At 68.5% G+C, this 20,796-nt stretch carries 18 protein-coding genes; 5 read left to right on the forward strand and 13 right to left on the reverse strand.

What is annotated here, in order from left to right; all coding sequences use genetic code 11:
* Window positions 1–78: 78 nt before the first annotated feature.
* The 5 genes from DMR_RS15995 to DMR_RS16010 form a co-directional block, all read right to left on the reverse strand.
* Window positions 79–723 carry a histidine phosphatase family protein gene (locus tag DMR_RS15995; RefSeq protein WP_015862033.1) on the reverse strand — a complete coding sequence of 215 codons (645 nt, stop codon included), beginning with the start codon at window positions 721–723 and terminating at the stop codon, window positions 79–81.
* Entirely contained in the window at window positions 720–1,121 is a 402-nt protein-coding gene (gene fliL / locus DMR_RS16000) for a flagellar basal body-associated FliL family protein (protein ID WP_015862034.1), read from the reverse strand. The genes DMR_RS15995 and fliL overlap by 4 nt, the downstream gene beginning before the upstream one ends.
* Window positions 1,118–2,296 carry an MFS transporter gene (locus DMR_RS16005; RefSeq protein WP_015862035.1) on the reverse strand — a complete coding sequence of 393 codons (1,179 nt, stop codon included), beginning with the start codon at window positions 2,294–2,296 and terminating at the stop codon, window positions 1,118–1,120. The genes fliL and DMR_RS16005 overlap by 4 nt, the downstream gene beginning before the upstream one ends.
* Window positions 2,297–2,688: 392 nt before the next feature.
* The gene (locus DMR_RS25080; RefSeq protein WP_006921313.1) at window positions 2,689–2,853 is read right to left on the reverse strand and encodes a hypothetical protein; all 165 of its coding nucleotides are present in this window, start codon (window positions 2,851–2,853) and stop codon (window positions 2,689–2,691) included.
* Between the two features lie 68 nt (window positions 2,854–2,921).
* A complete protein-coding gene (locus DMR_RS16010; protein WP_015862036.1) occupies window positions 2,922–3,629 on the reverse strand; it encodes a LexA family transcriptional regulator in 708 nt (235 codons plus the stop codon).
* Between the two features lie 173 nt (window positions 3,630–3,802).
* Here DMR_RS16010 and DMR_RS16015 point away from each other — a divergent pair, with 173 nt between their 5' ends.
* Entirely contained in the window at window positions 3,803–3,985 is a 183-nt protein-coding gene (locus DMR_RS16015) for a flagellar biosynthesis anti-sigma factor FlgM (protein WP_015862037.1), read from the forward strand.
* Between the two features lie 64 nt (window positions 3,986–4,049).
* On the opposite strand, the gene DMR_RS16020 is transcribed toward DMR_RS16015, so the two are convergent.
* The gene (locus DMR_RS16020; protein ID WP_015862038.1) at window positions 4,050–4,922 is read right to left on the reverse strand and encodes a pseudouridine synthase; all 873 of its coding nucleotides are present in this window, start codon (window positions 4,920–4,922) and stop codon (window positions 4,050–4,052) included.
* A gap of 9 nt (window positions 4,923–4,931) precedes the next feature.
* Between DMR_RS16020 and DMR_RS16025 the strand changes: the two genes are divergently transcribed.
* Together DMR_RS16025 and DMR_RS16030 are read left to right on the forward strand one after the other, a co-directional pair.
* On the forward strand, window positions 4,932–8,216 hold the full coding sequence (locus DMR_RS16025) for a UvrD-helicase domain-containing protein (protein WP_232502814.1): 3,285 nt from the start codon (window positions 4,932–4,934) through the stop codon (window positions 8,214–8,216).
* Window positions 8,189–11,179, forward strand: coding sequence for a PD-(D/E)XK nuclease family protein (locus DMR_RS16030; RefSeq protein WP_015862040.1), 2,991 nt, complete (start codon window positions 8,189–8,191; stop codon window positions 11,177–11,179). Before DMR_RS16025 ends, DMR_RS16030 begins: the two co-directional genes overlap by 28 nt.
* A 386-nt stretch (window positions 11,180–11,565) precedes the next feature.
* Here the strand turns inward: DMR_RS16030 and DMR_RS16040 are convergent, their stop codons facing one another.
* From DMR_RS16040 to ybgF, 7 genes are all read right to left on the reverse strand, one after another.
* Window positions 11,566–12,066, reverse strand: a complete 501-nt coding sequence (locus DMR_RS16040; protein WP_015862041.1) for a hypothetical protein — start codon at window positions 12,064–12,066, stop codon at window positions 11,566–11,568.
* Between the two features lie 147 nt (window positions 12,067–12,213).
* The gene (locus DMR_RS16045; RefSeq protein WP_043600911.1) at window positions 12,214–13,215 is read right to left on the reverse strand and encodes a tyrosine-type recombinase/integrase; all 1,002 of its coding nucleotides are present in this window, start codon (window positions 13,213–13,215) and stop codon (window positions 12,214–12,216) included.
* Window positions 13,190–14,149 carry a GGDEF domain-containing protein gene (locus tag DMR_RS16050; RefSeq protein WP_015862043.1) on the reverse strand — a complete coding sequence of 320 codons (960 nt, stop codon included), beginning with the start codon at window positions 14,147–14,149 and terminating at the stop codon, window positions 13,190–13,192. Before DMR_RS16050 ends, DMR_RS16045 begins: the two co-directional genes overlap by 26 nt.
* An 18-nt stretch (window positions 14,150–14,167) precedes the next feature.
* The gene (locus DMR_RS16055; RefSeq protein ID WP_043600914.1) at window positions 14,168–15,007 is read right to left on the reverse strand and encodes an HDOD domain-containing protein; all 840 of its coding nucleotides are present in this window, start codon (window positions 15,005–15,007) and stop codon (window positions 14,168–14,170) included.
* Complete coding sequence (locus tag DMR_RS16060) at window positions 15,000–15,428, reverse strand: hypothetical protein (RefSeq protein WP_015862045.1); 429 nt, start codon at window positions 15,426–15,428, stop codon at window positions 15,000–15,002. Before DMR_RS16060 ends, DMR_RS16055 begins: the two co-directional genes overlap by 8 nt.
* Window positions 15,429–15,436: 8 nt before the next feature.
* Entirely contained in the window at window positions 15,437–16,804 is a 1,368-nt protein-coding gene (gene dprA / locus DMR_RS16065) for a DNA-processing protein DprA (RefSeq protein WP_015862046.1), read from the reverse strand.
* On the reverse strand, window positions 16,801–18,108 hold the full coding sequence (gene ybgF / locus DMR_RS16070) for a tol-pal system protein YbgF (protein ID WP_015862047.1): 1,308 nt from the start codon (window positions 18,106–18,108) through the stop codon (window positions 16,801–16,803). Before ybgF ends, dprA begins: the two co-directional genes overlap by 4 nt.
* Window positions 18,109–18,334: 226 nt before the next feature.
* Here ybgF and DMR_RS16075 point away from each other — a divergent pair, with 226 nt between their 5' ends.
* Window positions 18,335–19,318 carry a hypothetical protein gene (locus DMR_RS16075; RefSeq protein WP_015862048.1) on the forward strand — a complete coding sequence of 328 codons (984 nt, stop codon included), beginning with the start codon at window positions 18,335–18,337 and terminating at the stop codon, window positions 19,316–19,318.
* Window positions 19,319–19,381: 63 nt separating this feature from the next.
* A complete protein-coding gene (locus tag DMR_RS16080; protein ID WP_015862049.1) occupies window positions 19,382–20,770 on the forward strand; it encodes an esterase-like activity of phytase family protein in 1,389 nt (462 codons plus the stop codon).
* Window positions 20,771–20,796: the final 26 nt, after the last annotated feature.

Genomic DNA, 20,796 nt, shown 5'->3' on the forward strand with positions numbered 1-20,796 from the left:
TCGCCCACGGTCTCATGCTGTTGCTTATAGAGCAACAGGTGCGCCGTTTCAACGGGTTGGCAAAAAAAACCATGTCCATCAGGTTGAAAGCAGCTCCGGCGGCAAATGGTTGGTGACCACCGGCCCCAGCACCGGAGCTCGCCGGGACAGGCCGATGACCACCATGGCCGCGTTGGGTATGGCCACGGCCTGGCGGAAGGCCCGGAAACGGAACATGGCTTCTTCCACGCCAAGCCGGCCGCACAGGACGCGCAGCATCACCCCACGCAGGAACTGGCCGTGGGTGAAAACCGCCACATGACCGCTGGCTTCGGCCATGCGGTCGAGAAAGGACTCCACCCGGTCCCAAAAACCGAGAAACGATTCGGCTCCCTCGCCGTCCCGATACATGGGGTCCAGGCGCTCCCAGTAGTGTTCCACGGCCTCGTGGCGGTCCCCCCGCCGGGTGCCGGCGTAGCGGAAGGGGGCGAGATAGGTGAACTCCTGTACCGGCCACACGGCCACGGGCACGTCGGGAAAGCGCTCGCAAAGGGGCATGGCCGTCTGCACCGCCCGGTCGAAGGAGGAAAACACGATGCGCCGGGGCGGCTTGTTGAAGCAGGAGGCGACCAGGGCAGCCTGGGCATGGCCCAGGCCGGTCAGCGGGATGGTGTCGGGGTATTCGGTCACTTCGCCGGCGTTGGAGGCGCTTTGGCCGTGCCGGATGCAGCGGATGACGGTCATGGCGTCCCCTTGATGACGACGTAGTCGAGATAAAACAATTTGACGGCCTTGGGGCTGCCGATGGCCGCGTTGATGTGGGCCAGCAATTGCGCCCGCAACATATCCCGGCCCTTGGGGGCCAGCAATTCGGCTGCGGATTTTCCTCGCAAAAAAAGCAGGATGGATTCACGCACCTGTAGCGTGGCGGCGGCCTTGGCTCCGAGCTCGTCGGTGAAAAGCACCTCAAAGCCCAGGCGCAGCCGGCCCAGCCCGCCGTTATCATCGATATTGACGTCAAAACTCGGGTAAGTCACCGTCCCGCCCCGGACCACGGGTTCGCCCTGGCCCAGGGCTTGGCCGACCAGACCCCAGCCTGTCAGCCAGACAACCGCCAGAAGCGATACAACCGCCCGTCTCATTGTCCCCCTCCCCGTCCGCCCAGGCTCCCGGGCAGCGGACCGGACCGCCGCAGTCCCACGGCCAGAGCCGTGGCCGCCGCCGCCGCTGCGACCAGGACCGATGCCGCCGCCCCGAATCCCAGCCGTCCCAGGACCAGTCCGGGCAGATAGGTTCCAAGCGCGCCGCCGGAATAATAAAAGGAAATATAGAGGCCGTTGACAAGCCCCTTGTGTTCGGCCTCGGCGCTGTTGAGCACGCCCGGAGCCACGGAATGGGCCATGAACATTCCCGTGCACAGGACGAAAACGCTGAGGAAGACCGCCCAGGCCGCCGGCACGGCAAAAAGCCCGGCCGCGCCGATGACCACGGCCGCGCCCATGGCCATGGCCCCGGCCGGCCCGCCCAGGCGGCCGGAAACCCGGTGGGAGGTCAGGCAGGTGACGATGCCCATGAGATAGCCGCAGTACATGGCCCCGGCCCGCAGGGGGGAGTAGCCTCCGTCCAGCTCGCCCAGGCGAAAAGGCAGCAGGTTGAGCATCCCGGAAAACACGAAAAACAGCAGGGCCACGATCAGATAAGTGACCCAAAAACCCGGCTTGGCCAACACATGGGGCGCGTCGCGCAGGCGAATGGGCAAAAAGGCCGAGCGGCCGTCCGGGGGCAAGGCCAGACAGGCCAGGCAGCAGGCCACAAGGGTCCCCCCCAGGCAGTAGAAGGGAAATCGCCAGCCGAACAGATGGGCGGTCAGGCCCGAAAAAAAGCGCCCGGAAAAACCGCCGAGCACCGTGACGGCGATGTAGGCGGCCATGACCCGGCGCACCTCGGCCGTAGGCACGGAGGTGGCGAGGTACGTCATCAGCGCCGTGAGCAGGCAGGGAACCACCAAGCCCTGCACCACCCGCAAGGCCAGGAAAACCTCGAAATCGACGCAAAAAGGCAAGGCCGCCGTGGTCGCGCCGAGAAGTCCCAGGGACAGGGCGATAAGCGGCCGGGCCGGCACGGCGTCGAGAAAAAAACCGTAAACCAGCGGCGCGAGTCCCAGGGGCAGCATGGTGGCGGTGACGGCCAGGGAGGCTGTGGCCTGGGACGCGCCGAAAGCCTCGGCCAGAAGGGGCAACAAGGGCTGGGGCAGATAAATGGAGGAAATGCCGCACACAGTTGCGGCAAAAAGCGCGGCCAACGTCCACTTCCCCATCCCGTTCCCTCCGGTCACGTCGCGTCTGGTTCACATACTCCCGATTGGTTGCGGAGGAAAGCCCGGCTTCAACGATATGCGGCGGTTAGAAATCGTGGACGCCGCAGGCATGGCCATACGGCGTCCACGGATGGCCCGGGTCGACCGGCCGCCTGGGGGAACGGACCCCACGGCCAGGCTTGGGGGAGGCCGATGCGGGGGCGCTTCGCGACCGGCGTCCCGGGCCAGCCGGAGCGGGCGGCGGATTGGGGATCGGGCCACCCGGCTCCGGAAATGTTCGTGGCCGCGTTTGCAGCCGGCCGCCACACCGGCCTGTGTGCCCTTAGGCGACGACGCAGGGAAATGACCAAACCGCCACAGGGCGTCGTATCGCCGCCAGCGCGGGCGCGGCGTCAGGACAGGCTGTCGATGTCCAGCGCCGCGCCGCAGCAGGGGCAGCGTTGCACCCGCGAACGGAACAGCAGGCGCGGCCGGAAAAACACCGCCCGCCAGGTCGGGCCGCAAGGCCGGTATTCCACCAGGATGGACTTGCCGCAGCGGCAGTAACGACGTTGCATGATCCGCCTCCTTGTTGCGCGGCCTGCGCAACGAAGTAGATAAATATAAACAGTCTGATGAAAAAAAATTACAGTTCCCGACCCACCCACAACACCCGGCCAATGAACCGCAAGGCGTCGAGCTCGTCCCCGGCCAGCACGATGGGCGCGTAGTCCCGGTTGTCGCTTAAAAGCACCAGCTGCCCGGGCCGCTTCTCCACCCGCTTGACCAACACCGTGTCCTCCAGCCCCACGGCATAGACCCCATGGGCCACCACCGCCGTCTGGCCCTGGTCAATCAGCACCATGTCGCCGTGGCGAATCTCGGGCTCCATGCTGTTGCCCACCACGTCCATGAGCACCATGCGCGACGGCTGCCCCTTGGCCCGCAGCCAGTCCTGGCGAAACGGATAGACCCGCTCCACCTCGCCGCCGGTCTCAAACGACCCACCGCCGGCCGACAGCCGGGCCCGCACCTTGGGCACGGCGGCGAAAATCTCCGCCGCAACCGCCGCCCCGTCGTCGGCCGCGCTGCCCCGGCCGTCTCCGCGCCCCGCCCCGCTCCGCCGCCGGCCATACTCCAGCCAGTCCGGGTCGGCCCCGGTGCGGCGCGACACGGTGAGCACCCAGGCCTTGGGCACGGCCTCCTTGCGCTTGGCCTGGGTCACGGCCGAACGGTGCACGCCCAAAAGCGCCGCCAGCTCGGCCTGGGAGGCCAATCCCGCCGCCTTGGCCGCCCGCTCGAAAAACCCTTCAAAGCCGCCCAAGGCTTTTGTCTCCTCGTCTCGTTGCGTCATGTTGCGTTTTATAAACACCCCGTGTCCGGCCCGCAAGCTTTTTTTCCGGTTACAGCCTTGGACCGCTTTTTTTTCTGTCCTGCTAAAGACTGCCGTCAAGGCCGCCGATAAGAGCGGCGACGACGGATGTCTCCCAACGGGACCGGGAGAAACCAGCGACAAGGAAGTCCGCCATGAACGCAGCAGCAAAGCACCACCGCGCCCGCGGCGTGGCCAGCGGCCATCAGGAAGATCCGGCCGAACGCGCCCGCCGTATCGCCGATCTCAAGCGGCGTGTGGCCTCCGGCACGTACCTGATCCAGCGCTACGAAATCATCGAAGGGCTCCTCGACGCCCTGGCCACCGAAACCGACTGATCTGGCCCCTTTCCAAGCCGGCAACGCCGGTTTTGGCCAAAGCGCTATCGCAAACACGGTTTCTTTACGCAACAGCTCCCCGCGAAACGATCTCCACCGCCTCCGCCAGATTCCACGGCGCGTCGCAAAGCGCCGCAAAAGCCGGACAGTCGATGCCGGCGCAGTGCAAAAATAGCCGTTCCCCTTCCCCCTGGCCGTACAGCGGATCGCCCACCAGCGGATGGCCGGCCCAGGCCAGATGGGTGCGTATCTGATGGCGCGCGCCTTTCTTGATGGTGCAGCGAAAAAGCGTCACCCCCCCTCGCGTCTCCAACGCCTCGACCTCGGTCATGCGCAGGGAATCGATGGTCGCCCTGTCCAGCACCCTTGTTTTTTTGCGGTCCGCCGCGTCCAGTTCGCCGTCGCACCGAAAATAGGTCACGTCCGGTTCCCCGTGGCCCACGGCCAGGTAGGTCTTGTCCACTTCGCCAGACTCCTCCATGTCCCGGTAGGTCGCTGCCGCCTCGGGTGAAAACGCCGCCGGTAAGAGTCCCGTGGTCAGACTGTCCAGGCGCGAAAGCAGAAACGAGGGCCGGCCCGGAAAAATATCCGGCAAAAGGGCCTCCACGCTCTCGCCGCCGCCCTGGGCCAGGGCGGCGCTGTGCAGGCCGGAGGGTTTGTTCAAAAGGACGTAGTCCCCGGCCGTCAGCACCACCGGCACATCGGCCGGCCCGAACCGGCGCTCCCGGTCTTGCGGGACCATGGCCACGGTCTGACCGGCCCGGACCCGGTAGCCGGCGGGCAGCAGTCGGCCATTGACCGTCAGGCCGCCGGATTCGATCAGCCGCCGCCGCCCCCGAAGCCCCACCTCGGGCAGCATGAGCTCCAGCGCCTTGTCCAGCCGCCAGCCGTCGGCCTGGGGCGGAATCGTCCACGTTGTCGTCGTATCGTTTGTCATGGCCCCACCATGCCCGTGGCCGGGCCGGCCGGCAAGGACGACTCCCGCGGCGTTGCGCCCCGGCCGGGTTGCGGCTACCTTTCAGGCAGCATCCCCAAGGAGCCGATCATCATGCTCATCCAGGTCAAGGCCTCGGCCGGTTCGGGCAAGACCCACGCCCTGACCGGGCGTTTCATCGATCTCGTTCTCGGCGCCAGCCGCGACCTGCCGCGCGCCTGCGGCGACGCCAGCGACGGGGCCTACGCCGTGCCCGACATCCTGGCCGTGACCTTTACCAACAAGGCCGCCGCCGAGATGCGCGACCGGGTCATCGAGGCGCTCAAGCGTCTGGCCCTTGATCCCAACCCGGCCCAGCCCGGCAAGCGGGCCACGGCCCGGCGCGAGCTGGAGTCGCTGCTCGTCCATGCCCAGCGCCTGGGCATCCGCACCATCGACAGCCTGCTGTATCTGCTGGCCCGGGTCTTTGCCCTGGAGCTGGGGCTGCGCCCGGATTTCGAGCCGTCCTTTGACGACCGGGCCATCCTGGACGACCTCTACGAGCGCCTGTGCGCCGGCCTGCCGGCCGATCCGACCCTGGCCCGCCAGTTTTCCGAGGCGGCCGGGGCGCTTATTGACCACACCAAAAATTTCCTGCCCACCGTCAGCTTTCGCGACCAGCTCCTGACCGTGACCGCCCGGCTCCTGGCCGACCCGGACTGCGGCGACGCCGCCCCCGAAGCCCTGCGCCTGGGCCTGGCCCGGCGGCTGGGGGAACTCCAGAACGCCGCCGACGCCCTGCTGCGGGCCATCGAGGCCGAAAAACTGTCCGGCAACGCCCACTTCCTCACGTTTCTGCGCAAATGCCGGGACTGCGACAACGCCGCCGCCCTGCCCTCCTCAGCCTTTGCCGCCAAGGCGTCCCTGGCCGAGTGCCTGAACAAAGCCTCCCGCGACAAGGTCACTCCGGCCCTGGACCGGCTCCACGCCGCCATGACCGCCAGCCACGACGTCTGCCGCCGCCAGGGGCCGGTGCTGCTGGCCGCCAGCCGGCTGGCCCCGTTTCTGGCCCTGGCCCGGCGGCTGGCCGCCGATTTCCCGGCCTATCTGGCCCGGATGCGGATGCTGCCCCAATCCCAGTGGGGGCGGCTCGTGGCGGCGCGCCTGGCCGGGGAGGACGGCGTGCCCGACGCCTGGTGCCGCATGGGTTCTGGGCTGGCCCATATCCTGGTGGACGAATTCCAGGACACGGCGAGAAGCCAATGGGAGGTGCTGCGCCTTCTGGCTCTGGAAAGCCTGTCGCGCGGCGGCAGCCTCTACCTTGTCGGCGACGTCAAGCAGGCCATCTACGGCTGGCGCGGCGGCGACGCCGCCCTTTTCGACGAGGCCCCGGCCGATCCCGAGCTGACCCAGGTGGCCGAGCCGATCTTCGACGCCCTGCCCCACAACTGGCGCAGCGCCCCGGCCATTGTCGGGGCCAACAACCGCTTTTTCGGGCGCTTAAGCGACCCGGCCGCAGCCCAACAAACCACCGAGGCCCTCCTTGGCGAAGGGCTGGCCGCTGCCGCGCCGGAGCTGGCCGCCGCCATCGGCCGGGCCTTTGCCGGCGCGACCCAGGAAGTGCGGCCGGACTACCACGGCCCCCAGGGACATGTGCGCGTCACGGCCCTTAACGCCGAAGACCCGGACACCTACCACGATGCGGCCCGGGGGGCGCTGCTGACCCTGCTCAAGGCCGAACTCATCCCGCGCCACGGCCCGGGCGGGGTGGCCGTGCTCACCCGCACCAACCCGCAGGCCGCACGTTGCGCCGCCTGGCTGGTGGCGGCCGGCATCGAGGTGGTGACCGAGAACAGTCTGCGCCTGGCCGACCATCCGCTGATTGGCCAGCTGGCCGCCATGCTGGCGTTTCTCGACTATCCGCCGGACAGCCTGGCGTTTTGGGCCTTTGTCTCGGGCCAGGAGCTTTTTGGCGACCTGTCGGGCATCGACCGCCGGGAACTGGCCGGCTGGCTGGCCGGGCTGCCCCGCCGGGCCTCGCTGTCCCTGGCCTTCAAGGCCCGCTGGCCCGAAGTCTGGCAGCGGCTCATCCGGCCCTACCTGCGCCAGTCCGGCGTGGCCTCGCCCTACGACATCCTGCGCTCGGTGGTGTCGGGCTACCGGCTCATCGAACGCCGGCCGGCCGACGAGGCCTTTATCCGGCGCTTTCTCGAAATCGCCCATCTGGCCGAAAACGACGGCCGGGCGTCGATCTCCGCCTTCCTGGAATTCTGGAACGACAAGGGCGAAGGCGAGACCGTGCCCCAGCCGGAAAACGCCGGGGCCGTGCGGGTCATGACCATCCACAAGGCCAAAGGGCTGCAATTCCCGGCCGTGGTCGTGCCCTACCACCACTTCCACACCGACAACAAAAACCCGGCCCTGGTCACGGCCGATTTCCCCGAAGGCCGGCTGCTGGTGCCGGACCAGCCCGGCCTTGGCCTGGACTACGCCAGACGCCGGGCCAGGGAACTGGCCGAGCAGCTCCATCTGCTCTATGTGGCCTGGACGCGGCCCGAGATCGAGCTGCACGCCTTTGTTCCGGGCCATGGGCCGCTGCGCGACAAGGCCAGCTACCCCCTGCCCCGGGCCATGGCCGGGCTGTTCGCCGGCCTGGGCCACGACCCGGCCGACGGCGATCCCATCCGCATCGGCGCGCCGCCCGAGACCCCGGCCGCCGCTCCGGCCGCCTGCCCGACCCCGCCGCCCGAGCCGGCCCTGGTGGAACCCGGGCCGCCCATGGACTGGCTGCCCCGGGTCAAGGTGTTTCGCAACGTGGCCCGCGACATCCGCCAGTCCATGCGTTTTTCCGAAAAACAGCGCGGCGAGCTGGCCCACGCCGCCGCCGAAGCTTTCGCGCGGGCCGGTTTCGATCCGGCCGATCCCGCCCCGGCCGCCGCCCGGGCCGTGGCCACGGCCCTGGGGCCGGCCCGGCTGGACCCGGGCCTTCGGGCCGCCCTGGCCCAGGAGCTGGCCGACATGCTCGTCTGGCTGGCCGGCCTTGACGCCCTGCGCCCGGCCTTTGTCGCGGGGCTGCCCGAGCGCGAGCTTTTGGACGCCGACGGTTCGCGCCACCGGCCGGACCTCTTTGCCGCCTCGCCAGAGGCCATCCTGGTGGCCGATTTCAAGACCGGCCGGCCGGCCACCGACCACGAGGCCCAGGTGAGCCGCTACGTCGGCCTTATCCGCCGCCTGCCGGGTCTGGCCGACGCGCCGGCCGCCGGCTTCCTGCTCTACCTCGACCGCCGGGAATGCCGCCCCGTGGAGATCCGCTCGTGAAAGCCCCTGTCAGCGTCATCCCCTGGACCGAGGAATTCTTCGCCGCCCTGGCCCGGCGGCTCGTCGCCGCCACCGGGGGCGATTTCACCGACGTGGTGGTGCTTTTCCCCCTGCGCCGGGCCGCCCGCCATCTCTGCGACCGGCTGGCCGAGCTGCCCGGACTGCCAAAGCCCCTGCTGTTGCCCGAAATCGCCGCCATCGGCGAATGGACCGCCGCCCTGGGGGCCGACTGCGCCCCGGTCCCGCCGGTCATGCTCGACGCCCTGGACCGGGTGGCCATCCTCCACGACATCGTGCGCGACATCGCCGCCACGGCCTCCGAAGACGAAGCCTTCCCGGCCGACATCACCGACTTTTTCCCCTGGGGCCTGGAATTGGCCGAAATCATGGAAGAGCTGTTCCGCCAGGGCATCCCCGGCCAGGACCTGGCCCATCTGGAAGGCCAGGTACTGGCCCCGGCCGCGGCGCTGCTGGGACGGCTGGGGGCCATCCACCAACGCTACCGGCAGCGCCTGCTGGATGAAGGCCTGGGCACGCCCGGACTTTTGGCCGCCCTGGCTGCCGAAAACGCCCCGGCCGTGGCCGAGCGCTTCGCCGGCAAGCGCCTTTTCGCCTGCGGTTTTGCCGTGCTGACCGGAGCGGAAAAAACGCTCCTGCAGACGCTGTGGAAAAAAGGCCTGCTGGAGCTGGTCTGGCACGCCGACCCGGCCCTGGCCGACGGCGGCCGGCCGATCCATTTCGCCTGCCGCGAGCACAAGCGGCTGCTTGCCGACTGGAAAGCCAAGGCCGTGGTCCTGGGCGACGGCAAGGCGCGAAAGCTGAGGGCCAAGGCCGATCCCAGCCGTGGGACGCTGGTGCTGGACGCCGACGCCGCCAACCTGTCCTCGAAAAAGCTGCGCTTTATAGAAGCCCACGACCTCCACGCCGAGCTCAAGGGGCTGGAAGAGGCGCTAAGCGAGGCCCCGGACCTGGAATCCACGGCCATCGTCCTGCCCGACACCGGGCTTTTAAGCCCGGTGCTCCACATCCTGCCCCGGCGCGACGTCAACATCTCCATGGGCTATCCGCTCGCCCGCTCGTCCCTGGCCCGGCTGCTGGAAACCATCCTGGCCCTGCAGGAAACCCGGCTGGAGCGCGGCCGCTACCACTGGCGCGAACTCATTGCCCTGTTGCGCCATCCCTATCTCAAGATGCTGCGCCTGGGCGCGGCCGAACCGCTTCGGGCCGTGTTCCACGGCCTGGAGGCGGCCATCCGCCAGGGGGGGGCCTACGTCGATCCTCTGGCCCTGCCCCTGGCCGGCGGCGAGGACGACGAGCCGCCAAGCCCCGAAGCCCTGGCCCTGGCCGGACGCGTGCTGGGCGTCTGCCTGGCCGCCTTCGACGCCGTGGACACGCCGCGCGCCCTGGGCAACGCCCTGGCCGGGCTGTGCGATCTGCTGCTGGACCCCGAGCATTGCGGCGACGCCTGGGAGCGGTTTCTCATCGACGCCGAGTGCCTGTTCCGGTTGGCCGCCGGCATCGTGCCGGCGCTCACTTCCGGCCGCCTGGCCGACGCCGCCCTGCCGGCCCCGACCCTTTTCGCCCTGCTGCGCCGGCTGCTGGCCGACGAGCGCGCCCCCTTCGAGGCCGAGCCGCTGACCGGCCTGCAAGTGCTCGGCGTCCTGGAAACGCGCCTGCTCTCCTTCAAGCGCCTGTTCCTCCTCGACGCCGTGGAAGCCAAGCTGCCCGGCGCGCCGCGCTACGATCCGCTGCTGCCCGACACCCTGCGCCGCCTCATGGGCCTGCCCGACTCCCGGGAGCGCGATCTGGTCGCCGCCTACAACCTCTACCGGCTCTTTTTCGGGGCCGAGGAGATCACCGTCTTCTACCGCACCGGCTCGCCCGGCTCCGGGCTGTTCGAGGACAAGCCCGGCCGCAGCCGGTTCGTGGAACAGCTTTTATGGGAAGAGGAAAAACGCCTGGGCCGGGTGCTTAAGCCCGGCGAGCCGCCGGTCTCCATCCTGCGCCTGCCGCCCTGCCCCATCCCGGCAAGCGACCCGGCCGTGCCGGTCACCGGGGAAGTGGCCGACCGGCTGGCCGCCTATCTCGAAACCCAGAAGCTCTCGGCCAGCTTTTTCGACGCCTACCTCGCCTGCCCCTTGCGCTTTTTCTACCGCTACCTCTCACCGCTCTCCCCCCTGGCCGAGGTGGCCGAGGAAGGCGACCGGGCAGCCGTGGGCGAGGTGGTCCACGAAGTCTTGCGCGACTTCTTCACGCCCTACCTCAACCGCGACATCGACGCCGCCGACCTTGACGCCGCGGCCCTGGCCGACCTGTTCGAAACCCGGCTGGCCGGCCACGCCGCCTTCGCCGCCCTGCCGCCCGACGGCCAATTGCTGCTCACCCGCACCGGCCGGGCCAAGCTGGCCGAAGCCGTGGCCGCCACGCCCCGCACCACCATCCTGGCCCTGGAAACCGATCTGACCGCCAGCCTGGAAACCGGCGGCCGGACCTATCCCCTGACCGGCCGGGCCGACCGCATCGATCAGCGCGAAGACGGCGTGGTCATCCTCGACTACAAGACCGGCCGGCCGCCCAAGGGCCAAGGCCGCTTCTGGACCGACGACCACCTCTGGGACCGGCTGGCCGCCGATCCCCTGGCCGCCGACGACGCGCTTTTTGAGGACATCGCCAGCCGGGCCGGCAGCGTCCAACTGCCGCTCTACTGCTGGCTGTACCACGCCGCGCGCGGCGAAACGCCAGCCGACGCCGCCGTGGTGGAATTGCGCGACAAAGGGCAGGAACGTCCGCTGTTCGGCCCGCGCCAAGACCCCGAAACCCGCGCCCAGGCCATCACCCGCAACGTCCCCCAGCTCCTGGGCGCGGTCCTGCGCCACCTCGCCAATATCCCAAGCTTCCGCCCCCGCCCAGACAACAACCGCTGCCCCTACTGCGAGTTTCGACAGGCCTGTAGAGCGCTGTGAAAATGGGAGGAAGGGGAGGGAAGGGAAGAAAAGAATGCCTCCGGCGGCTGGGGGCCTGAGGCCCCCAGACCCCCCATCTGGAGAAAAATATAAAGGGGTTTCGTCGAAGATTGGCGCTTTGTCGGGCGGAGAGCCCAAGGACCGTCGATGGCGCTTGACGGAAACCACCGTGCCTCCGGCGGCCGGGAGGGGGTAACCCCCTCCCGGACCCTCCCTGATTGGGGTCGGTTTTTCGGTTTTCAAGCGGAGCTTGAAAACCGAAAAACCGACCCCAACAAGGATACGAGGAAGACACGGGAGAACGTCGAACAGGTGGAGGGGCTGGGGGCCTCAGGCCCCCAGCGGGTCCAGGGCAGCGCCCTGGCCGCCGGAGGCATGTCCCGGCGTTAATCGTCCAGGTCTTCGGGGTTGGCTTTGTTCTGGCCGGGGCGCAGGGGTTCGTAGTAGAGCGCCGACTTGGTGGCTTTGGTTTTGTTGTTGTATTTGAGCTTCATCTTGATCTGCTTTTCCGGGAAATTCCAGCGCATGACGGTCCAGTCGCCTTCTTCCGTGGTTTTGGGCGTACCGGCCAGCTTGGTGGTCACCTGCCGGATGATGTCGATATCGTCGTTTTCGGTTTGCATGACCCGGCTGTAGAGCTTGTCGCCCACCACACCGTAGGCGATGACCGGAGTGAGACGTTCATATACGCCGATCTTGCAAGGGCCTGTATAATTGTAATAGGCGACGCCACCCTCTTCCTTGACCTTTTGAAAAGCGCCGTCTTCGTTTATCGGCGCGAATGGCTTGCCGTATGGCGGCTTGACGCAATCGAATGAGCCGGCAGATGCGGCGGAAACGAACAGCGTCAACACGACAATGCAGAACAAAAGGCCACGCAGCATCATACAAGCCTTCCTTGCGTTGAAAATTTCAGGATGCAGTCCAGGGAGTATTTGGTTTTGCACTAGAGCAAAAACCGGTGCAAGGCAAGGAGAGTCCGGCCAAGCGACGCTTCTCGCGGTCGCAAAGGCCGGGGCCGCCGTGGCGGCAGGTCATTTTTTGTTGTCGTCGCCCTCGCCCTTGTGGTCGCTGCGGGGATGGGCCTTGTCGTAGATGCCAACGATGCGGGCCAGGTCGAGGTTGGTGTAGCGGGTGGTGGTGGTCAGGCGGGCATGGCCCAGGAGTTCCTGGACGCTGCGCAGGTCGGCCCCGGATTCGAGCAGGTGGGTGGCGAAGCTGTGGCGCAGCATGTGGGGATGGGCGTGGCGGGCCAGTCCCGCGCCCTTGGCCAGGGCGTCCACGATGCGCGCCGCCTGCCGCCGGTCGAGACGCCCGCCCCGATTCCCGAGGAAAAGAGCCAGCTCCATGGGTCCGGGACCAAGTTCGCCCCGGCGGCGCAGGTACTCCCGCAGCCGCTCCCGGGAGGCATCGCTTAGGGGAGCCAGGCGTTCCTTGCTGCCCTTGCCCATGACCCGGGCGATGCCCTGGGACAGATCCAGGTCGTCGAGGTCCAGGCCCAGGGCTTCGCTTATGCGCAGCCCCGAGCCGTAGAGCAGCTCGGCCAAGGCGAGGTCGCGGCAGGCGGCGGCCGAGCCGTCGGCGGCCGGAGCGGCGGGCGGCGGCGTCACCAGGGCCACGGCCTCGTCGGCGTTGAGCGCCCTTGGCCCGCGCCGTTCGGCCTTGGGATTTTTGAGCCCGGCCGTGGGGTCGGCGGCGAGGCGCTTTTTTTGCAGCTGATATTTAAAAAAGCCGCGCAGGGTGGAGAGTTTGCGGCCCATGGAGGACTTGGCCGCGCGGCGGCGGTGCAGCTCGGCCAGAAAGCCGCGCACGTGGTCGCGGGTGATGGCCTCGGGCGCGTCAAGGCCGAGCCCCCGGCCCCTGAGAAAAGCCTCGAACTGGGCCAGGTCGTCTTCGTAGGCCGCCACGGTGGCCGGAGAGTAGCCCTTGACGGCGGCCAGGGCGGTCAGGAACTCGTCCACGCCCTTTGGCGTCGGAGGCGACGGGGCAGGGGCCGGTGAGATTTTCGTCTCAGCCTTGCCGTTTGTCGAGGACATAGCAACTCTTGGGATTTTCCTTGGCTTTCTTCTTGAGCGTCATGGCCGTCTGGGAGGCCTCGCCGAAGTGTTTGAGCCGACCGTCGCGGTTAAATACCACGGCGATGGAGATGGCCATGAGCGGAAAGCTGCGGCGGTTGCCTTCGCGGTCCACGGACTGGATAAATCCCCGGTCGCGGTCGTCGGCGTCGTAAAAATGCGGCACGATGCCGTCGAAACTGGCCACCACGGTCCGGCAGGCCTCCTCCACCCGGTCGATGTCCAGGATAAAGACGAAGTCGTCGCCGCCCACATGCCCGACAAAGGCCGTGGGGCCGCCAACGGCGCGCACCGTGTTGACGATGATGCGCGCCGTCATCATGAGCACCTCATCGCCCCGGGAAAAGCCGTACTTGTCGTTGAATGACTTGAAATAGTCGAGGTCGGCGTAGGCCAGGGCAAAGTCCTGCCGGCGGTCGATGAGGTCCTGGATGCGGCCGATAATCGAGGTGTTGCCGGGCAGCTTGGTCAGCGGATTGGCGTCCAGGGACCGGGTAGCCCGGGCCAGAGCCAGGGTGACCCGGGCGCGCAGCATGGCCGAGGTGAGCGGGCGGGTGAGCAGTTCGTCCACCTCCACGGCGCACCAGTCGATGTCCGGCCCCAAGGCGGCCTCGTCCATAATCAGGGCCACAGGCAACTGGCGGTAGACGTTTTCGCTTTTGACCATGGTCACCAAGGTCGGCCCCGGCATGTCGGCCAGGGCGGCGTCCACCACGAGCATGTCCGGCGGATCGGTGAAAAGGGTTTCCACCGCGTAGCGCCCCTGGCACTGGATGGTCACCTCGGCCTCGGCCGGGGTGAAGGCGGCGTCAAACAACCGGGCCAGGGTCGGGTCGGGACTCAGGACCAGAATCTTCTGGGTGCGGGTGAAGGCGCACAGCGCGTCGGAAACCATGGGGGCTCGGGAGGTGGATCAAGTGAAACGCAGGTCGGCCAGTTCCACGAGCTGTCCGCTGAGTTCATCGAGAAGGTTTTCGAAGTCGGCCGGCCGGATCTTGAGGATTTTCAGCGCCTCGGGCTGGAGATAGGTGACGCCCACGTCGCCGGAAAAGCCGTACTCGAAGGAACGCACCAGAAAATCGCCCAGATGCACCACGCAGGCCATCTCCGGGTAAAGCTGGGCCAGATGGGGCTTATGGTGATACGACAGGCCTTCCTTGATGTTGGCCGGCAGTTTCCAGTGGTCGGCCAGCCAGGCATTGATGCGGTCGTGGCCAAAACCGAGCACCTCGCGTTCGGCTTCGAGGTAGAAACAGTCGCGCTCGGCCACCACCCGTTCGATCTCTGGCTTGAGGTCGGGCAGCTGCACCGTGGCCACCACCTTGCCCAGATCGTGGAGCAGCCCGGCCACGGCGTATTCCTCGGCGTCCTTGAGCTTGACCATCCGGGCCACGGCCCCGCTGGCCATGGCCGCGCCCAGGCTGTGCTCCCACAGCCCGACCATGTTTTCGCTCATGACCTCGAAGACCGAGGTGGAGACGATAATCGAGCGCAGGACGTTGAAGCCCAGCAGCACCAGGGCGTGGCCGATGGAGCTGATGCGGCCGGGAAAGCCGTAGACCGGCGAGTTGACCATTTTAAGGACCTTGGCCGAGAGCACCTGGTCCATGCTGATGAGCTTGGCCACCTGTTCGGTGGTGGAGTCCGGCCGCTCGACGAGCTTGGAGACCTCTTCGAGGACTTTGGGCAAGGTGGGCAGATCGCGCACGGCCAGGATGCGGCCCTTGCGTTCGGTACGCAGATCCTCAGCCATGGCGGGCATCCTTGGGCTTGGCTTCTGTCGCGGCCTCGCCCTCGGGCGCAGGCTCGGCCACGGCGGCGGCCCGGGCGGCCTTGGCCGCTTCGGCCATGGCCACGACGGCGGCGGCCTTCATGCGGAAATAGTGGTCGAAAAGCCGCTTGATCTGGCCCATCCACTTGTCGTCGGGAAATTTGCGAAACAGATAGTCCAGCCGCTCCAGACGCTTGTCATAGGAGGTGCCGCCCGGTGCGCCGTCAAGCTGGACCGGCTCGCCCTCGACCACCAAGTGGCTGACGCCCATGGAATCGAACCGGTCGAGGATGCCCTGGGACAGCTCCGAACCGGCGGCGGCCACGGCGATGCCGTCGGGCCGGGCCACGGGCTTTGCCAGGATCATGCCCGGCTTGGCCAGGGACAGGGGGATTTTCTGCATGGGTCAAACTATCCTTGCGCTTCCCCGCTGTAGTACATGCCAGGCCATTTCCGCACAAGACCCTTGATCTCCAGAAGCACCAGCGTGCTGCTGAGGTCCTTGGCCGCCACGGCCAGTTCGGCGGCCAGGGCGTCGATGTGGCGCTTGTGGCCATCGGCCAGGGCGGCCAGGGCGGCGGCCTCCAGGGGGGCGAGAGCTTGGGCTGCGGCGGACGGCCTGGACGACGCGGCGGCGGACGGCTCGGGCGACGACGTGTTGGCGGCGCGCTTGGGCTGGGCGGCAGCCAGCAGCGGCGCGGCCGGCTTGGCGACCTTGGCCGGCCGCCCGGCCCGAACCGGCCGGCCCGGCCGATCTGGCGGGGCCGCCTGGGACGCCGCCACCGGCGGCGTAACCCGACGGGGCGCGCGGGCCGGCGGCGCGGGGCGCGGCGCGCCGACAAAGGGGGCCAGCTCCCGGGCCAGGGCGGAAACGATGTCGTCGGCCGTCTGCACCAGCCTGGCCCCCTGGGAGAGCAGCGCATGGCAGCCGGCAAAGGTCGGCAGATTGACCGGCCCGGGCAGGGCGAACACCTCGCGCCCCTGCTCCAGGGCCAGCCGGGCGGTAATGAGGCTGCCCGAGCGCTCGGCCGCCTCCACCACCATGACGCCCAGGGACATGCCGGCGATGATGCGGTTTCGCACCGGAAAATTGGCCGCCCGGGGCGGCGTGCCAGGGGCGAATTCGCTGACCACGGCCCCGCCGGCGGCCAGCTCCCGCCACACGTCGAGGTTGGCGTCGGGATAGACCAGATCAAGACCGGTGCCCAGGATAGCCACGGACCGGCCCGGGCCGGCCAGTCCGCCCAGATGGGCTTGCCGGTCGATGCCGTAGGCCAGCCCGGAAACTACCGTGACCCCGGCCCCGGCCAGGCCGGCGGCGATGTCGAAGGCCGCGCCGAAGCCGTAGCGCGAGCACTGTCTGGCCCCGACCATGGCCACGCACGGGCCGGAGAGCAAGGTCACGTCGCCCACGACGTAGAGCATGGCCGGCGGGTCGGGCAGCTCGCGCAGACGGGCGGGATAGGCGGGATGGAAATACGGCAGCGGGGTCAGGCCCTTGGCGGCGGCGGCGGCCAGCTCGGTCTCGGCCGCCCGGCTGGTCAGCCCCCGGGCCAGGGCGGCGGCCGCGTCGTCGGGGCAAAGGCCCTGGGGCCCAAAGGATCGGGCATCGGCCAGGGCGGCCACGGCTGAATCATAGCGGTCGAAAATGCGGCGTACGGTGCGCGGCCCGATGCCGGGCTGCAGGCGCAGGCGCAGGCAGGCCAGACACTCGGCCACAAAGGCGTCGTCGTCGGCCCAGGTCGCGGCCTGGGGCGGCGCAGCGGCGGAGTCGGTCATTTGGGCAGGGCCTGAAGCTTCTGGCGGGCCACGGCGGCCAGTTCCGCGTTGGGATAGTCCTTGAGATAGCGCTCCAGGGAAGCCCGGGCGGCGGCCATGTTGCCGGCCTTTTCCTGGGCCATGGCCATCTTGTAGAGCGAATCCGCCGCCTTGTGGTGCCCGGGCCAACCCTTGGCCACTTTGTCGAAATCGGCGATGGCGGTCATGTAGTCGCCCTGGGCAAAGGCTCCTTCGCCCACCCAGTAGAGGGCGTTTGGCGTCAGCGGACTGCTGGGGTGGTTGGCCAAAAACTGGTCAAAGGCGGTCTTGGCCTCGGCGGTGCGGCCGTTTATCGCCAGTTGCAAGGCCCGGTTGTATTCGGCTTTTTGGGCCGGACTGGCTGTTTCGGCATAACTCGGGGCCGGGCCGCTGCCCTTGGGCGCGGGTTCCCGGGGGCCGGACGGCGGCGGCGCGACCGCAGCCGGCGGCGCGGTGGGATCGGCCGGGGCAGGAGCCGGCGGCTCGGCCTTGGCGTTTTTTTCGGCCTTGGCGGGAGCTTCAGCCTTGGCTGGAGCTTCGACTTTGGCCGGCGGTTCGGCCTTGGCCGGCTGGGGTTCCGGGGCAGCGGCCGGAGACGGCGCGACCGGCCCAGGCGTGGTCGGCGATCCGGCCTTGGACCCCGGCCCGACGTCCAGACGGTCGGCGGCGATGGCCGCTTCCGGGGTGGTCGGCGCGGCGGCCGGCCCGACCCGGCCCAGGCCGCGCTTGCCGTAGGCCTCGGCGGAAGCGGCGGCGGCAGCGGACTGGGGCGGCGCGGACGGACGGACGGCGCTTGGCGGCAGACCGGCCGGCGGTCCGGCCGATTCCGGGCCGGGACCAGCGGCCGGGAAAGCGGGCAGGGAGGCGGCGACCTGGGACGGGGGCGCCGTCTCGGCTCCCCGTTCGGGCGCGCCGAAGGCCGTGCCCTCGGCCGGGCGTTCCTGGCCGGGGCCGCCAAGGGTCCCTTCGGGATGGGCAAAACCCTGGCCGAGCGCGCTGCCGCGCGAAGCCCCGGCCGGGATCTTGAGGCCCTGACCTTCGAGGCTGGTGCGCAGGGCGGCGATCTGTTTCTGGATTTCCGCCAGACGGCCGTCGTTTTGCTGCTGGCGGCTGGCGATGGCCTTTAGTTCTTCCTGGGCTTTTTGCAGGGAGGATTCCACGGCGCGCAGGCGAAAGTCGTCGCTGCCCTTGCCCACGGCCAGGGTGTTGCCCGGACCGCAGCCGGCAAGCAGGCCGCCGGCCAGGACCATGGCCGACGCCGCCAGGGACAGGGAACGCCGTTTCATCGTGGATGTTGTCCTAACGCTGCAATACCTTTCAGATTTAAACACCAACTACGTGACGGGCGCAATTTTCGCAAGCCGATTCTGGAACCCGGCTCCGGAGTCGGCCGGTTTTGTTGCATCTTTAGCGGAATTAGGGCACAAGCCGTCTGCAAAGCCGCTGGCGCGCCGCGCCGCGCGCGCCGCGTCGGCAGGTAACGAACCCCAGGCCGCAAGGAGAAGACGCCCCATGCCCGAGACTGTCCGCATCACCGTTTTCTGGGCGGTCATGGTCCTTTTCGCCGTGCATCTCGGCCTGGCCCTGGCCGCCGCCGCCATTCCTTCCATCACGTCGGTGGTGGGCTTAAGCAAGGTCAAGCGCCTCAAGATCTTCACCGACAAATTCGGCCAGCAGGCCGCCACCTTTGCCCTGCTTGGCGGGTTGTGGCTGTTTTGCGTCCTGGCCGCCGTGCTGGCGGCGGTCTGGTTCCTGGCCCCGGCCAAAGCGCCCTACTACCTCGGCCTGCCCCTGCCCCTTGGCGCGGTGGCCGCCACGGTGCTTGGCGGCGCGGCCGCCTTTTTGACCTATCGCGGCTCGTGGCAGCGCTTCAAGACCCAAAAGCCCCTGCACGGACTCATCGGCCTGTCAGCCACCCTGCTGTTGTGGACCGCCTTCTACGTTGGTCTGGCCGCCTCGCGGCCCCTGGCCCTGGGGCTGGCCCCGGCCACCGACGCCGCCTTCCTGCTGCCGCCGGGCAATTCGCTGTTCTGGCGTTTCCTGGCCACGGGGCTGCCCCTGTCGGTGGGGCTGGCCGGAGCCTACACCGCGGCCTGGCTGGTCTGGCGGCGCGACCGGGACGATTTCGGCCGCGACTACTACAATTTCACCATGCGCCTGACCGCGCGCTTCGCCTTTGGCGGCCTGCTGCTCTCCCTGGCCGGCGTGAGCTGGCTGGGCCTGGGGCTTATGCCCCTGGCCGGCGAGCTGACCACGACCCTGGCCTCGTCCCTGGGGCTTTTCGGCACCGGAACGCTGCTGGCCCTGGTCTGCTTCGGCTTCGTCATGCCCCAGGAAAACGCCCTGCGCCACAAGCTGCTGCTGGTGGCCGGCTTTTTCGGCGCGGTCCTGGCCCTGATCGGGCTGTGCGCCGTGGCCGCCAGCCTGATTGCCCCGAATCTGGCCATGCTGCTCCCGGCCGCGCCGGCCGCCGCCGCCCTGCCGGCCATGTCGTAACCGGGCTGTCGCCAACACGGCACGGCAGGGTGCAATCCTTGGCAAACTTCCAAGGAGTGCTCCATGACAAGCCGTTTCCTGCCGGCCGCCCTGGCCGTGCTGCTCGGGGCCGGGCCGGTCCTGGCCGCCGAGGCCCCCACCGTCCAAAAATATCTGGTCGAAGCGCCCGCTTCCGCCAACGTGCCCGCGCCGACCGCCCTGGCTGCCGCCTTTCCGGCCGGCTTTCCCCTGGGCCTGGGTTCGGGCGTGGCCTATGCCGGTCGCGACGCCGACGGAGCCGTGCTGCTGTGGGCCGTTGGCGACCGTGGACCCAACGCCGACGCCCCGAACTACCGCGCCGCCCCGGACGCCAAGGCCGGGCCGGCCAAGTTCTTCCCGGCCCCGGACTACGCGCCGTCCATCGCCAAGCTGCGTCTGAAGGGAGACGCCGTGGAAGTGCTCGAAGTCAAGCCCTTGCGCACGGCCGAGGGCAAGCTCTTGTCCGGCCGGCCCATCCCGGCCGGGACCACCGGCTCCACCGGCGAGACCGGCCTTGGCCCCGATCTGGCCGTCATCTCCATGGATGTCGACGGCGTCGATCCCGAGGGCATCGCCGTGGACCCCACCGACGGCAACCTGTGGCTGTGCGACGAGTACGGCCCGTTTTTGCTCAAGGTGGAAGCGGCCACGGGCAAGGTCCTCAAGAAGTTCGCCCCGGGCCAGGGGTTGCCCGAAATTCTGGCCAAGCGCCAGCCCAACCGGGGCTTCGAGGGACTGGCCGTTATGCCCGACGGCAAGGTCATCGCCGCCGTGCAGTCGATCCTCGACGTCGACGGCAAGGTCAAGGCCTCCAAGGCCCCGTTCATCCGGCTGGTGGAGCTTGATCCGACAACCGGGACCACCCGCATGTTTGCTTATCCCCACGACCTGGCCGTCTATAAGAAAAGCGCCGACGCCAAGCTCGGCGACCTGACCGCCGCCGGCCCCGGCCTTCTCGTCACCGTGGAGCAGGCCAAGGGCGCGGACAAGGTCATGCGCAACACCGTGTATGTCGTGGATCTCTCTAAGGCCACGGACCTGGCCGGCAAGACCGCCCCGGACGGCTCGGCCCTGGAAACCGTGGCCGATCTGGCCGCCCTGGAGGGGCTTGGCGTCGTGCCGGCGGCCAAGAAGCGGCTTTTCGATCTGCGCGAACTGGGCTGGAAAGCGGAAAAGGCCGAAGGCCTCGCCCTGCTCCCGGACGGCAAGACCCTGGTCGTGGCCTCGGACAACGATTTCGGCCTGGCCGGCAAGGTCGAGAAGCCGGCCGCCGACAAGGACGGCAAGCCCGCCGCCGATCCCACCGACTACGAGATCGGCCCGGACGGCAAGGCCAGCTACGAGGGCAAACCGGCAGACACGACCTTTGCCATTGTGCCCTCGGGCGAAAAGACCGAATTGTGGCTGGTGACCCTGCCCGAAGCCGTGCAGTAGCGTTTCCGTCCGACGCCAATGAAAGG

This window comes from Solidesulfovibrio magneticus RS-1, from assembly GCF_000010665.1.
GTDB lineage: Bacteria > Desulfobacterota > Desulfovibrionia > Desulfovibrionales > Desulfovibrionaceae > Solidesulfovibrio > Solidesulfovibrio magneticus.

Excerpts from the sequence above, each read along its gene's own strand:
- DMR_RS15995 (WP_015862033.1), bottom strand. The coding sequence starts at position 723 with ATGACCGTCATCCGCTGCATCCGGCACGGCCAAAGCGCCTCCAACGCC.
- fliL (WP_015862034.1), bottom strand. The coding sequence starts at position 1,121 with ATGAGACGGGCGGTTGTATCGCTTCTGGCGGTTGTCTGGCTGACAGGC.
- DMR_RS16005 (WP_015862035.1), bottom strand. The coding sequence starts at position 2,296 with ATGGGGAAGTGGACGTTGGCCGCGCTTTTTGCCGCAACTGTGTGCGGC.
- DMR_RS25080 (WP_006921313.1), bottom strand. The coding sequence starts at position 2,853 with ATGCAACGTCGTTACTGCCGCTGCGGCAAGTCCATCCTGGTGGAATAC.
- DMR_RS16010 (WP_015862036.1), bottom strand. The coding sequence starts at position 3,629 with ATGACGCAACGAGACGAGGAGACAAAAGCCTTGGGCGGCTTTGAAGGG.
- DMR_RS16015 (WP_015862037.1), top strand. The coding sequence starts at position 3,803 with ATGAACGCAGCAGCAAAGCACCACCGCGCCCGCGGCGTGGCCAGCGGC.
- DMR_RS16020 (WP_015862038.1), bottom strand. The coding sequence starts at position 4,922 with ATGACAAACGATACGACGACAACGTGGACGATTCCGCCCCAGGCCGAC.
- DMR_RS16025 (WP_232502814.1), top strand. The coding sequence starts at position 4,932 with ATGCCCGTGGCCGGGCCGGCCGGCAAGGACGACTCCCGCGGCGTTGCG.
- DMR_RS16030 (WP_015862040.1), top strand. The coding sequence starts at position 8,189 with ATGCCGCCCCGTGGAGATCCGCTCGTGAAAGCCCCTGTCAGCGTCATC.
- DMR_RS16040 (WP_015862041.1), bottom strand. The coding sequence starts at position 12,066 with ATGATGCTGCGTGGCCTTTTGTTCTGCATTGTCGTGTTGACGCTGTTC.
- DMR_RS16045 (WP_043600911.1), bottom strand. The coding sequence starts at position 13,215 with ATGTCCTCGACAAACGGCAAGGCTGAGACGAAAATCTCACCGGCCCCT.
- DMR_RS16050 (WP_015862043.1), bottom strand. The coding sequence starts at position 14,149 with ATGGTTTCCGACGCGCTGTGCGCCTTCACCCGCACCCAGAAGATTCTG.
- DMR_RS16055 (WP_043600914.1), bottom strand. The coding sequence starts at position 15,007 with ATGGCTGAGGATCTGCGTACCGAACGCAAGGGCCGCATCCTGGCCGTG.
- DMR_RS16060 (WP_015862045.1), bottom strand. The coding sequence starts at position 15,428 with ATGCAGAAAATCCCCCTGTCCCTGGCCAAGCCGGGCATGATCCTGGCA.
- dprA (WP_015862046.1), bottom strand. The coding sequence starts at position 16,804 with ATGACCGACTCCGCCGCTGCGCCGCCCCAGGCCGCGACCTGGGCCGAC.
- ybgF (WP_015862047.1), bottom strand. The coding sequence starts at position 18,108 with ATGAAACGGCGTTCCCTGTCCCTGGCGGCGTCGGCCATGGTCCTGGCC.
- DMR_RS16075 (WP_015862048.1), top strand. The coding sequence starts at position 18,335 with ATGCCCGAGACTGTCCGCATCACCGTTTTCTGGGCGGTCATGGTCCTT.
- DMR_RS16080 (WP_015862049.1), top strand. The coding sequence starts at position 19,382 with ATGACAAGCCGTTTCCTGCCGGCCGCCCTGGCCGTGCTGCTCGGGGCC.